11 protein-coding genes are annotated in these 13064 nt (G+C 32.3%); 6 read left to right on the forward strand and 5 right to left on the reverse strand.

All coding sequences use genetic code 11. The features are described 5' to 3' along the window. Positions 1–44 precede the first annotated feature (44 nt). A complete protein-coding gene (gene fbp / locus ABD730_RS05180) occupies positions 45–1049 on the forward strand; it encodes a class 1 fructose-bisphosphatase (RefSeq protein WP_215928137.1) in 1005 nt (334 codons plus the stop codon). Between the two features lie 75 nt (positions 1050–1124). On the opposite strand, the gene ABD730_RS05185 is transcribed toward fbp, so the two are convergent. Then, a complete protein-coding gene (locus ABD730_RS05185) occupies positions 1125–1556 on the reverse strand; it encodes a tellurite resistance TerB family protein (RefSeq protein WP_215928138.1) in 432 nt (143 codons plus the stop codon). 116 nt (positions 1557–1672) lie between these two features. Between ABD730_RS05185 and mfd the strand changes: the two genes are divergently transcribed. The 4 genes from mfd to ABD730_RS05205 all read left to right on the forward strand — a co-directional run bounded on the left by mfd (position 1673) and on the right by ABD730_RS05205 (position 7983). After that, a complete protein-coding gene (mfd, locus tag ABD730_RS05190) occupies positions 1673–5005 on the forward strand; it encodes a transcription-repair coupling factor (protein WP_344713039.1) in 3333 nt (1110 codons plus the stop codon). After that, positions 5002–5868 carry a DMT family transporter gene (locus ABD730_RS05195; protein WP_334468218.1) on the forward strand — a complete coding sequence of 289 codons (867 nt, stop codon included), beginning with the start codon at positions 5002–5004 and terminating at the stop codon, positions 5866–5868. The genes mfd and ABD730_RS05195 overlap by 4 nt, the downstream gene beginning before the upstream one ends. A gap of 64 nt (positions 5869–5932) precedes the next feature. After that, entirely contained in the window at positions 5933–6646 is a 714-nt protein-coding gene (locus ABD730_RS05200) for a class I SAM-dependent methyltransferase (protein WP_334468220.1), read from the forward strand. 35 nt (positions 6647–6681) lie between these two features. Beyond that, on the forward strand, positions 6682–7983 hold the full coding sequence (locus ABD730_RS05205; RefSeq protein ID WP_344713042.1) for a TlpA family protein disulfide reductase: 1302 nt from the start codon (positions 6682–6684) through the stop codon (positions 7981–7983). A gap of 232 nt (positions 7984–8215) precedes the next feature. Here the strand turns inward: ABD730_RS05205 and ABD730_RS05210 are convergent, their stop codons facing one another. Continuing rightward, positions 8216–9163 carry a nicotinic acid mononucleotide adenyltransferase gene (locus ABD730_RS05210; protein ID WP_344713043.1) on the reverse strand — a complete coding sequence of 316 codons (948 nt, stop codon included), beginning with the start codon at positions 9161–9163 and terminating at the stop codon, positions 8216–8218. A gap of 212 nt (positions 9164–9375) precedes the next feature. On the opposite strand from ABD730_RS05210, the gene ABD730_RS05215 reads away from it, so the two are divergent. Next, positions 9376–10377, forward strand: coding sequence for an NAD(P)H-dependent glycerol-3-phosphate dehydrogenase (locus ABD730_RS05215; protein WP_344713044.1), 1002 nt, complete (start codon positions 9376–9378; stop codon positions 10375–10377). Between the two features lie 247 nt (positions 10378–10624). Here the strand turns inward: ABD730_RS05215 and ABD730_RS05220 are convergent, their stop codons facing one another. The 3 genes from ABD730_RS05220 to ABD730_RS05230 are packed head-to-tail and all read right to left on the reverse strand — an operon-like array spanning position 10625 to position 13063. Next, entirely contained in the window at positions 10625–11020 is a 396-nt protein-coding gene (locus ABD730_RS05220) for a hypothetical protein (protein ID WP_334468229.1), read from the reverse strand. Positions 11021–11037: 17 nt separating this feature from the next. Then, positions 11038–11631, reverse strand: a complete 594-nt coding sequence (locus ABD730_RS05225; RefSeq protein ID WP_334468231.1) for a TetR/AcrR family transcriptional regulator — start codon at positions 11629–11631, stop codon at positions 11038–11040. A 13-nt stretch (positions 11632–11644) separates the two neighbouring features. Beyond that, a complete protein-coding gene (locus ABD730_RS05230; RefSeq protein ID WP_334468233.1) occupies positions 11645–13063 on the reverse strand; it encodes an efflux transporter outer membrane subunit in 1419 nt (472 codons plus the stop codon). Between the last annotated feature and the right edge of the window lies 1 nt (position 13064).

Genomic DNA, 13064 nt, shown 5'->3' on the forward strand with positions numbered 1-13064 from the left:
TTAAAAAATGCGATATTTGCTTGCTACTAATCAATAATTTACTCATGTCTAAAAGAAATCAAACCTTAGGAGAATTTATAATTGAAAATCAAACGTCTTTTAAATACACTTCTGGGGAACTTTCCCGACTTCTTAACTCTATACGCTTAGCCGCTAAAGTTGTAAACCACGAAGTAAACAAAGCAGGTTTGGTAGATATAATTGGTGCTGCTGGAGACACTAACATTCAAGGTGAAGATCAGCAAAAACTAGATGTATATGCCAATGAAAAATTCATACAAACCTTAACCAAAAGAAATATTGTTTGTGGTATTGCTAGTGAGGAAGAAGATGATTTTATTACGATTAATAGTCAAGATGAAAACCACCAAAATAAATATGTTGTATTAATAGATCCTCTCGATGGCTCTTCTAATATAGATGTTAATGTGTCTGTTGGTACTATTTTTTCAGTTTACAGACGTGTAACTCCATTAGGCACACCTGTTTCTTTAGAAGATTTTCTTCAAAAAGGGAGCGCGCAAGTCGCTGCAGGCTATGTGGTTTATGGAACCTCTACAATGTTAGTTTATACAACTGGTGATGGCGTTAATGGTTTTACATTAAATCCGGCAATTGGTTCGTATTATTTATCACATCCAAACATGCAATTTCCTGAAGATGGAAATATTTACTCTGTAAATGAAGGAAACTATTTAGATTTCCCTTTAGGCATCAAAAAATATATTAAATATTGTCAGGAAGATGAAGGCGAAAGACCTTACACAAGTAGATATATTGGCTCTTTGGTTTCAGATTTTCATAGAAACATGATCAAAGGAGGTATTTATATGTACCCAAAAAGTTCTAAAAACCCTAAAGGAAAATTACGCTTGCTTTATGAATGTAATCCTATGGCATTTATCGCAGAGCAAGCCAATGGAAAAGCTAGCGATGGCTACACACGTATTATGGACATAGAGCCAACAGAGCTTCATGAACGCGTACCTTTTATTTGTGGCAGCAAAAACATGGTAGAAAAAGCAGAAGAGTTTATGCGTAATAATTAAGTCTAGAAAAAAGCAATAAAAAAAAGCAACCTAAATTAGGTTGCTTTTTTTTTTATAATATAAGATCTAAAACGACTATTTATTCATGTTTTTCATTTCTTCAACAAACGCATCCAAATCTAATTTGTCGTGTGCAAGAGCTAAAGCTTTATCTGCAATATATTTTGCATTTTGAGAATGAAACCCTAAGCCAACACATAATTTTTCTAACAACCAATGCTGATTCGGTCCTTCGATATCATCAACCCAAACCATACGCGCCAAATCATATAAACGCTCTAAACGCATATCATAAGATGTTGGTGGATTTATAGAATGTGTATCGTAATCTTTTAAAATTAATTTATAATCGGCTTCTGAGATATCTAATCGTGTTGCTAAACGATCCAAAAAAGCTCTTTCTTTATCAGTGATTACACCATCACTCATTGCAACTCTTACAATAGCTGCAAAATGGTCTTCATTACGTTTTTTAAATCCGCTATCGAATAAATCTGAAAATGACATATATATACTTTATTTATTATCTAATTAATAATTCTGAACAAATATAATTCTATTCAAAGAATTATCATTAGTGAACACTTCAAAAATTTTATATTTGCATCTTCAAACAAAGAAACTTGAGTAAAGTATCTATTGCCCAAACATTCGCACAGACTTTGCAAATGCAAAATCTGCAGACTGCTATTGCCCAAAGCGAAACAAAAACACATTTAAAAGGTCTTGTTGGCTCTTCATTTTCAATTACGGTTTCTGAAGCCTTTAAAACAGCCGACAAACCCTTTTTACTAATCTTTGACGACAAAGAAGAAGCCGCCTATTACCTCAACGATTTAGAACAGCTCATAAACACTAAAGATGTGTTGTTTTATCCAGGAAGTTATAGGAGACCTTATCAAATTGAGGAAACCAATAATGCCAACGTACTCTTACGAGCCGAGGTTTTAAACCGAATTAATTCGCGTAAAAAACCGTGCATTATTGTGACCTATCCTGATGCCCTTTTTGAAAAGGTCGTCACCAAAAAGGAACTTGAAAAGAACACTTTAAAAATTTCTGTTGGCAACGATTTAAGCATCGAATTTGTTAACGAAGTCTTATTTGAATACAAATTTAAACGTGTTGATTTTGTTACCGAACCTGGAGATTTCTCAGTAAGAGGTGGTATTGTTGATGTGTTTTCATTTTCACATGATGAACCTTACCGAATTGAATTTTTTGGTGACGAAGTAGATAGCATTAGAACCTTTGATGTAGAAACACAACTCTCTACAGAGCGCATTAAAAAAGTGAGCATCATTCCTAATGTGGCTAATAAAATGATTGCAGAACAACGCGAAAGTTTTCTTAAGTACATTTCTAATAAAACTGTTATTTTTTCTAAAAATGCAGCTTTAGCGTTTTCACGAATTGATGATTTTTATGAAAAAGCAGAAGACGCTTTCAAAAACTTATCTAGCGAAATTAAGCAGGCTTCACCTGAAGAATTGTTTTGTAATTCAGACTTATTAAAACGTCAGTTTTTAGAATATCCTTTAGTCGAATTTGGAAATGAAGCCTATTTTGCTCAGCAACTTATAGCATTTTACACTAAGCCACAGCCTGCATTTAATAAACAATTCAATCTGTTAATTGAAGATTTAAATGAAAATCACGCTAAGGGCATCACCAATTATATCGCTTGTGTAAGCGAACAGCAAGCGAAACGTTTTCATGATATTTTTGATGACGCAGAACAAACCGTGCATTACAAAACAGTAGTGCTTTCACTTTATCAAGGTTTTATAGATACCGAACACAATCTAGCAATTTATACCGACCACCAAATTTTTGATCGTTATCATAAATTCCATCTTAAAAATGGTTATTCCAAAAAGCAAGCCATCACTTTAAAGGAATTAACAAATCTTGAAATTGGAGATTATGTTACGCACATTGATCATGGTATTGGTAAATTTGGAGGTCTACAAAAAATAGATGTTGAAGGTAAAAAGCAAGAAGCCATAAAATTAGTCTATGGCGAGCGCGATATTTTATACCTAAGTATACATTCACTTCACAAAATCACTAAATTTAACGGTAAAGATGGCAAACCACCAACCGTTTATAAATTAGGAAGTAAAGCGTGGAAAACCTTAAAGCAAAAAACAAAATCAAGAGTTAAGGAAATTGCCTTTAACCTTATTAAGCTTTATGCCAAACGAAAACTAAAAAAAGGCTTTCAGTACGCACCAGATAGCCATATGCAATTGGAGCTCGAAGCTTCATTTGTGTATGAAGATACTCCGGACCAAATCACGTCTACAGCAGATATAAAAGCTGATATGGAAAGTGAACGACCAATGGATCGCCTAATTTGTGGTGATGTTGGTTTTGGTAAAACGGAAGTTGCTATAAGAGCCGCTTTTAAAGCCGTAGATAATGGCAAACAAGTTGCTGTTTTAGTACCAACGACGATATTGGCATATCAACATTCACGTACTTTTAAAGAACGTTTAAAAGATTTTCCGGTAACTGTTGATTATGTTAATCGTTTTAAAACAGCTAAAGAAAAACGCGAAACTTTAGAAGGTTTAGAAAAAGGAAACATTGATATTATTATTGGTACGCATCAATTGGCTAGCAAAAACGTAAAATTTAAAGATTTAGGCTTACTAATTGTTGATGAAGAGCAAAAATTTGGAGTTGCCGTTAAAGAAAAACTGAGAACCATTAAGGAGAATGTTGATGTGTTAACATTAACAGCCACGCCTATTCCTAGAACGCTTCAATTTAGTTTGATGGCTGCTAGAGATTTATCCGTTATTAATACAGCACCACCAAACCGTTATCCTATTGAGAGTCATGTGATTCGTTTTGGTGAAGAAACCATTAGAGATGCGGTGAGTTATGAGATTCAGCGTGGAGGTCAAGTATTTTTTATTCATAATAGAATTGAAAATATAAAAGAAGTCGCTGGTATGATTCAGCGATTAGTGCCTGATGCCAAAATTGGTATTGGCCATGGGCAACTCGATGGTAAAAAATTAGAAAATCTCATGCTCGCCTTTATGAATGGTGAGTTTGATGTCTTGGTGAGTACCACGATTATAGAAAGTGGCTTAGATGTCCCAAATGCAAATACCATTTTTGTTAATAACGCTAACAATTTTGGTTTAAGCGATTTGCACCAAATGCGAGGTCGTGTTGGTCGTAGTAACAAAAAAGCCTTTTGTTATTTTATTACGCCAGAATATTCGGCAATGACAGCCGATGCTAGAAAACGAATTTCAGCTTTAGAACAATTCACAGAATTGGGCAGCGGATTTAACATTGCGATGAAGGATTTAGAAATTCGTGGTGCAGGTGATTTACTAGGAGGAGAACAAAGTGGATTTATTAATGATATTGGTTTTGATACCTATCAGAAAATTTTAAATGAAGCCATAGACGAATTAAAAGAAACGGAGTTTTCAGATTTATATAAAGACGACGGTAAGCCTAAACAATATGTTAAGGACATTACTATTGATACTGATTTCGAATTATTATTTCCAGACGATTACATCAACAATATTACTGAACGTTTAAATCTCTACACCAAACTCAACGCGATTAAAACCGAAGAAGAACTCGCTAAATTTGAAACTGAAATTATTGACCGATTTGGAGAACTACCAACACAGGTTTCAGATTTATTAGATAGTGTACGACTTAAATGGATTGCCACAAAAATGGGCATTGAAAAACTGATTATGAAGCAAGGCAAAATGATTGGTTATTTTATTCAAGATCAACAAAGTGGCTTTTATCAGAGTGAAGCATTTACTAAAGTCTTACAATTTGTACAGATGAATGCAAGTAAATGTAAAATGAAAGAAAAACAAACCCGAAAAGGATTACGCTTAATATTAACTTTCGAAAAAATTAAAAACACAAAACAAGCACTTGCTGCCTTATCCGATATTAAATGAATGAAAAAAGTCATTTAAATCATCTTTTACTGCTCATTTTTGCAACAGTTTGCCTTAGCACTTCTGGTCCTTTGGGTAAATTTATAGACATGCCAACTCCTGTAATTATTTGGTGGCGCTCTATTTTAGCTGTAATTATACTTTTCTTGTTTTGTGTTTATAAAGGCATTAATTTAAAAATAAGCAACAAAAAAGATCGTCTCACCTTTTTTATCGCTGCTTTATTAATGGGTGGCCATTGGATTTTCTATTTCTATGCTCTAAAGCGCTCTAATGTAGCTATTGGCATGATTTCGTTATTTACGTTTCCTGTTATTATAGCCTTATTAGAACCTTTTTTTTCAAAAACAAAATTAGATCCTATACACATTGTACTAGGATTAATGGTACTAGTTGGCATATCTATTTTAGCCCCAGAATTCAATTTAGAAAGCAGTCAATTACAAGGCATTATGTTTGGTTTGCTTTCTGCTATATGTTATGCTTTAAGAATTTTAATGCTAAAGGAGCATATTGCTACCTATAATGGTACCATGCTTATGTTTTATCAAGTTGTAATTTTAACCATTGTATTGGCACCTGTTTTATTTTTTATGGACACCTCTAATATTACAACACAATACCCTTACGTTTTGTTATTAGCTATAGTAACTACAGCTATTGGACATACCATGTTTGTTCAAAGTTTAAAATACTTTAAAGCTAGTACAGCGAGTATTATTGGTAGCACACAACCTATATTTGGAATTATAATTGCATTTTTTTTCTTGAATGAAATACCATCGTTTAATACATTTATTGGTGGCAGTTTGATATTAGCAACCGTAATTATTGAAAGTATTAGATCTAAAAAGATTAAATAGAGTTATAATGGCTTAATTATTGAGGGTATTCAGTGGTTAGCATTTTTGTAAATAAGGCTTAAGCATGAAAGAAATTTACGAACCAAAATTCGTCGAAAATCTGTTTGATAAAATGTCGGGGTCGTATGCTTATATGAATTACATCACTTCATTTGGATTTAGCGAACGTTGGCGAAAACAATGTGTTGAAGAACTACATATTGAAGACAAAAAAGTGATTGTGGATTTAATGACTGGTATGGGCGAATGCTGGAAGCACGTACTCAATAAGAACACTATAAATTCACAGCTTATTGCTTTAGATTTTTCATCTGAAATGATAAAACAAGCAGAGAAAAACAAACTAAAATTTCCACATTCTAAAATTACAATTTTAAAAGAGGATGTTTTTCATAATTCAATAGAAAACGAATCTGCAGATTATATTATTTCAGGGTTTGGACTAAAAACGTTTAATGCAGAACAACTAAATGCTTTAGCAAATGAAATTGACAGGCTATTAAAACCAAATGGAACGTTTTCCTTAATTGATGTGTCTGTTCCAAAAAATAATATTTTGAAGTTTTTTTATCTGTTTTACTTAAAAAATGTCATTCCGCTTTTAGGAAGGCTTTTTTTAGGCAGTCCTGAAACTTATAAAATGTTAGGTATTTATACGGAAGCTTTTGGCAATTCAAACAATGCTTTTCAAATTTTTAAAAGAGATAATTTTGAAGTCGAATATATCAATTATTTTTACGGTTGCGCAAGTGGCATAAAAGGCAAAAAAATAAAATAACAATTAGCAAACAGTTTTACAAAACATACAATATCATGAAAAAATTATTAATCCTATTTTTGGTTTTACCTTTAATATGTCAAGCTCAAAGTGTAAAAGGCACATTTTCACCCGCCGAAGATTTTAGCTATGCCTTTTTATACCAAGCCACGCCAGAAAGTGCTAATTACGTCGACAGAGGACAGCTTGACCGTACAGGTAATTTTGAAATCCAATTAGACTCTACCGCAAAACCTGGTATTTATAAAATTGTATATGCGATTCCGCCAGAAGAAAACAATTTCGATTTTATCTACGATGGAAAAGAAAATATCTCCTTTAATTTTAGTCAAGAAAATGGTGTAAGCTTTACAGAATCGGAAGAAAACAAACTTTGGAACTCTTATCTTAAAAGCATTGATATGGTTAACCAAACCATAAGCAATTACTTCGCTAAAGAAAACTCAGATAAAAAAGGTTTTAAAGCTATTTTTAAAACCTTAAAAGATACACAAACAGGCTATGAAGAATTGGCTCAAGGTAAATTAGTGTCTAGTTTTATTATCGCAAACAGACCTTATATTCCTACGGAATATGAAGACATCTCCACCTATTCAAAAAACTTAAAGCAACACTATTTAAGTCAGATTGATTTTAGCAATTACCTACTACAAAGCTCATCATTTTTAATAGATCGTGTTACGGCCTATGTGTTTAATATGGTAGAAAACCCAAGCAACGCCACTTATAAGGCGCATATTGACGATGTAGCAGCAGCTATAAACACCAATGACTTAATTATTAAAACAAGTTTATTGGAAATGATTTGGAAGCATTTTGTAGATCAAAAAAATCATGAAGTTGCTAACTATATTACTACCAATTATTTGTTAGAACTAGCTAAGGCTACAGAAAATAATGTTTTACTAGACATGGTTATTTCTTTTAAAAACACCTCTATTGGATCTAAAGCTCCTAATTTTGATATTACCTCTAACGGAAAAAACACCAACTTACATCAATTAAAAGGTGCAGAACATTATTTGCTTATTTTTTGGAGTAGCACTTGCAGTCATTGTTTAAGCGAACTACCAAAGGTAAAAGAAATGGTTGCCAACAAACCCAACTTAAAAGTTGTTGCCTTTGGATTGGAAGACGATAAAAAGAGCTGGAATAATGAAATTAAAAACTACCCCGATTTTATTCATCAAATTGGTTTAGGTAAATGGGATAATCCTGTTGTAAAAACCTATGGAGTTTCGGCAACACCAATATATTTTTTATTGGATTCTTCTAAAATTATTACAGAGAAACCTTATGAACTTAAAGATCTAGAAAATTTACTAAAGCAATTATAAAAACATTAAAAAGTAGACTATAATCATATTAGCACTTATTTATAGGATAATTCAATCTTGATTAATTTAAAACTAATTTAAAAAGAAAACGCTCAGAAAAACAAGTGTTTTATCTGAGCGTTTTGAAACTAAATAACCAACCAAATTTAGTTTCATTTCTATGGTTTTATCTTTTTTTGAGGTCACTTAGACCACCTAAATTTAAATTCTATCATATAATTTAAGTGTCTATTTATATGCTTCTTGTGTTTTCTCTAGTATTCTCTACTTTCTTTGTTTTTTGCGTACGTTTTTTAAGTTCTTCAGACTGTTTAGCCCCTTTACCATCTTCTACGTTTGCATTTCTGTAATATTGTATATATCCTCTTCCTGTAAATTCATAAACAGTACCAGAACTCGAATGGTATAACGCAATCTTACTATCATTAATAACGCTGAGTTCAAAGAATTCTTTGTCAAAGAAATCATAATCTAATGTTAATGTTTTTAAGTACATATTTCCTGACACATTACCTACACCATAACTCCCTATAAAATCCCAATAAATGTTATTAATATTGTAAGCGTTTACGTCTTGAGAACTTCTAAATGTATCGTCATTTCCACCAGATAAAAACTGAAGGTAATTCTCATTATCAAAATCATTTAAAACTCCATAATTACTTGTGTATGTTTTTTCCCAAGCTGTATATTCTTGTAAGAAATAATGAATGTTGTCATAAAACACATAGTCATAATCAAAGTTAGCACGCTGGTAACCGTTTAAGAAATACGACGTATCATTAAATGGGTTGTATAATTCAATCGTATTATAATCTACTTGATAAACGTCAAAACTATCATAGCCATCAATAATATGGTAAACGTCTAAAACCCTATCGTAGGCATCATAACTTCCTATTTCAACACCATAGCCATTTCCTTGGCTTCCTATACCAACTAAATTATTGTTTGCATACATACGACCATTATTAAACGACACTGTAAATGCAATTTGCAAAAATGGTGTTTCGCCATAACCTTGTGTTGCATTAATATCTACATACCACAAATCATAAGAACTTAATAATTGATTTAGTGAAACTGGTGGCTCATCTATATAATGCGTTTCCTCTACATAACACGATGTAAATAATGTTGCAACAAATGCAAATCCGAAAAGTAGTTTTATAGTCTTCATAGTCTAACGGTTTTAAGGTTATTAATTGTAGCGTTTCAAAACACGTGCCAAAAAAATATTATGACGCTATTTAAAACCATACAAAAAGCATATTTGTTCTGGTTATTTTCACATCTTCAAGGTCTTAAAACAAGGAAGCGTTAACATGGTTTTAGCTCGAATAATTCTATAAATTTTCCGTAACTTTGGTATACTAAACTGATTTAACCTCTATGAGTGATACAACAAAATATGCTGTTTTTGGTGCCGGAAGTTGGGCAACTGCTATTGTAAAAATGCTTTGCGAAAATTTAGATGAAATAGGTTGGTATATGCGAAGTGTTTACGCTAAAGAGCACATTTTAAAAGAACAACACAATCCTAGTTATTTGAGTTCGGTTGAGTTTAAAACTGAGCAATTAAAACTAAGCAACGATATTAACGAAATAGCAGAATGGGCAGATGTGCTTGTTTTTGTTATTCCATCCGCTTTTATTCATGCCGAATTAGAGAAATTAACCGTTGATATTAGCAAAAAAACTATCGTTTCTGCTGTAAAAGGTATTATGCCAGAAACAGGAAAGCTTGTTGGTGAACAATTTCATGATGCTTATAATATTCCGTTTGAAAATATTGCTGTTATTGCTGGTCCTTGTCATGCAGAGGAAGTAGCATTAGAGCGTTTATCGTACTTAACAATTGCTTGTGACGACTCTAAAAAAGCACAAGCTATTGCCGATAATTTATCAAGCGATTATATTAAAACAAAAATTAGTGATGATATCATTGGAATTGAATATGCAGTAATGTTAAAAAACATCTACGCTATTGCTGCCGGAATTGCACATGGACTAGGTTATGGCGATAATTTCCAGAGTGTACTAATGAGTAATTCTATTCGCGAAATGAAACGCTTCATTAAAAAGATGCACAAGATGAAACGCAACATTAATAATTCGGCTTATTTAGGCGATTTATTAGTAACGGGATATTCTATTTTTTCTCGAAACCGTATGTTTGGCAATATGATTGGTAAAGGTTACACTGTAAAATCTGCTCAAATGGAAATGAACATGGTTGCAGAAGGTTATTACGCCACAAAAAGTGCATTTGATTTAAATAAAAAGAATAAGAAAAAAACACAACTTCCTATTATAAATGCCGTTTACGATATTTTATATGAAGGAAAAGATGCTAAGAAGGTGTTTCAGAAATTGACTGATAAGCTGGATTAAACAATTCCAGCGAAAGCAGGAATCTCATCAACTATAAATCAATTAATTTAAAATTTTAACAGAATCTCGAAGTTTTCCGTCATTTCAAAGCTAACTTTTTTATTAGCTATGGCTATCTGATTTTTTTTATTCGTTCATTTTTACCTTGATGCAAAACGAACCAAAAAATCGTTGCTTCCAACTTTGTCGGAATTTGGTTTAAGACAATGATTATTTAGTTTCTAATTGAATCATCATTATAATTCTATTACTTTACCAAAACACCTCGCAACTGCATCAAAGGAATGGTCTGCAAAGCCTTTTCGTTAATGGTGTTTTTTCTAAAAAGATATGTTTTATCAAACATTTGATTGCCTTCAAAAAACGTGATTTTAAACTCATTATTCAGTTCTAAAACCTTTTCTTGTAGGTATTCAATTTTAGCGTAACTTCTTGCTGGCAGTTTAGCAATGGTGTGACGCATTACAGGTGTTATTTTTTTATCATTATAACCTCTGGTCACAATAAGAACGGTCTCTAAATCATCATCACTATTGTTAATGATATAGGCATTCCAGTCTTGTGTCTTATATTCTATATGTTGCTCTCGTACAACAGCAACGTGTACGTCTTTTACTTCTGGAATTGTGATATCTTTTTTCATAGCGCAAAAATAGTAAACTATTCAAAATAAGAATTAGAATAGTAAGGTGTAATTATACCTTTAAGATTATTAATGACCATGTGCTTAAAGAGCTCTGACTCCGAATAAGATTCAAATAAATTCTTCTTTTTAAATATTAGATTATCAATTCTAAAAAAATAGATTTTCACCACTAATTCTATATTAATATCTTTTCTAATATCACCTAATTCTTGAGCTTTATTTAATAAATCTAAAACAATGTCATTTGCTAATTCTTCAATAAAATCATTATACAGCTTGTTTGCTTTTGGGTAATATTTTTCTATGCCATAAAGAAAAGAGGGCTTAAAGTATTTTAAATACTCAAACCCTCTCTGGTAAATTAATATAACACTCAAAATAGGATCTTTACCATTGCTATTAACCACCCTATTTATATCTTCCTTATATTCATTTATTAAACTTTCTAAACTAGAGCTTACTAGATCTTCTTTGTTTTCAAAAAATGAATAAATGGTTTTTTTAGAAATCCCAAGCGAGCCTGCTAAATCATCTAAAGTGACATGTTTACTGCCACATTGTGTAAACTTTGCGATAGAATGCTTTAACAATTCTGCTTTAGTAATCATCTCCTAATTTATATTATCTCCATCCACCACCAAGTGCTTCATATAAATCTACTATAGATACCAATTGTTGTAATTTGCTATCTATAATATTAAGTTCTGCACTTAAGGCGCTTTGTCTTGCTGTTAATAAATCTAAATAGTTAGCGTAACCATTTTTAAGTAATTCTTCTGAGTTTGCTTCTGCTGTTCTTAGGGCTTCAACTTCGTTTTTTCTAAACTCGAATTTTTTGGTCTCAGCTTCATAAGAGAACAAGGCATTAGACACTTCATTACCTGCTACTAACAAGGTCTTTTTAAACTGAAGTAAAGCCTGTTCTTGTTGCGCAATAGCAACTTCTCTTTGCGTTTTTAATTTCCTTTGATTAAAAAGAGGTTGCGTTAATCCGCCAACCACAGTCGCAAATAATGAATTGGCATCCAGCAATTTATCCAATTCTAAACTTTGAAATCCGCCTGAAGCTGTTAATTTTAAAGATGGATAAAAGTTACTCTTAGCAACATTGGTTAGCTCAAAAGATTGAATTAATCCATACTCCGCAGACATAACATCTGGTCTATTACTTAACAAGGTTGCTGGTACACCCAATACAATCTCTTGTTCAATATTTTGAGTATCTAAACTACTTCTTTCAAAATTTTGCGCTGTTTTACCAAGTAAAATGCTCAGTGTGTTTTCTGTTTTAAAAATAGCCGTTTCAATATCTACTTGTAGAGCTCTTGCACTATTGTATTGCGCAATATTTTGGTCTACTGCAACCTGCGTTACTTGTCCTGCCTCCTTTAAAGCTTTTATAGTTTCAACACCACTTTTTCTTGTAGCAATAGTTTGCTTTGTTATTTCTAATTGAGCATCTAAAGCTAGTAAATTGTAATAGGTATTAGCAATACTAGAAACCAACTGTGTTTTCACAAGTTGATGCCCAGCCACACTCTGTAAATAAGCCGCTTGTGTTGCTCTTTTATTACTTCTTATTTTACCCCAAATATCGGCCTCCCAAGATAGGTTTGCTGTTATATCATAGGTATCAATTCCGCCACTAAACAACGCCCCAAACTGACTATTTTCTGACAATTCTTGATGTGTTGCATTTGCCCCCACACTAACGCTTGGTAAATACCCTGCCTTACCTTGCTTTGCATAAGCTTCGGCTGCTATGATTTGTTGTAACGCTATACGAACATCCATATTATTTTGCAGACCTTCTTCTATGTATTGTTGAAGATATTGATCTGTAAATAAATTTTTCCAAGATATATCTGCAATAGATAGACTATCTGTTGATAAATTTTCTGTTCTGTAAAGCGCTTCGGTTTCCGTTTCTAAATCTGGTCTCACATAATCTTGAGCCACAAAACAACTTTGTAATGTTAATGCAACGATTAATAACAAAGTAACTTTACTGAAATTTCTATGTTTTATAATTGATTTCATC

This window comes from Winogradskyella damuponensis (assembly GCF_039538385.1).
GTDB classification, from domain to species: Bacteria; Bacteroidota; Bacteroidia; order Flavobacteriales; family Flavobacteriaceae; genus Winogradskyella; species Winogradskyella damuponensis.

What these genes read in the sequence shown, in the direction of transcription:
- fbp (WP_215928137.1), top strand. Translation starts at nt 45, where the DNA reads ATGTCTAAAAGAAATCAAACCTTAGGAGAATTTATAATTGAAAATCAA.
- ABD730_RS05200 (WP_334468220.1), top strand. Translation starts at nt 5,933, where the DNA reads ATGAAAGAAATTTACGAACCAAAATTCGTCGAAAATCTGTTTGATAAA.
- ABD730_RS05220 (WP_334468229.1), bottom strand. Translation starts at nt 11,020, where the DNA reads ATGAAAAAAGATATCACAATTCCAGAAGTAAAAGACGTACACGTTGCT.
- ABD730_RS05185 (WP_215928138.1), bottom strand. Translation starts at nt 1,556, where the DNA reads ATGTCATTTTCAGATTTATTCGATAGCGGATTTAAAAAACGTAATGAA.
- ABD730_RS05205 (WP_344713042.1), top strand. Translation starts at nt 6,682, where the DNA reads ATGAAAAAATTATTAATCCTATTTTTGGTTTTACCTTTAATATGTCAA.
- ABD730_RS05195 (WP_334468218.1), top strand. Translation starts at nt 5,002, where the DNA reads ATGAATGAAAAAAGTCATTTAAATCATCTTTTACTGCTCATTTTTGCA.
- ABD730_RS05225 (WP_334468231.1), bottom strand. Translation starts at nt 11,631, where the DNA reads ATGATTACTAAAGCAGAATTGTTAAAGCATTCTATCGCAAAGTTTACA.
- ABD730_RS05215 (WP_344713044.1), top strand. Translation starts at nt 9,376, where the DNA reads ATGAGTGATACAACAAAATATGCTGTTTTTGGTGCCGGAAGTTGGGCA.
- ABD730_RS05210 (WP_344713043.1), bottom strand. Translation starts at nt 9,163, where the DNA reads ATGAAGACTATAAAACTACTTTTCGGATTTGCATTTGTTGCAACATTA.
- ABD730_RS05230 (WP_334468233.1), bottom strand. Translation starts at nt 13,063, where the DNA reads ATGAAATCAATTATAAAACATAGAAATTTCAGTAAAGTTACTTTGTTA.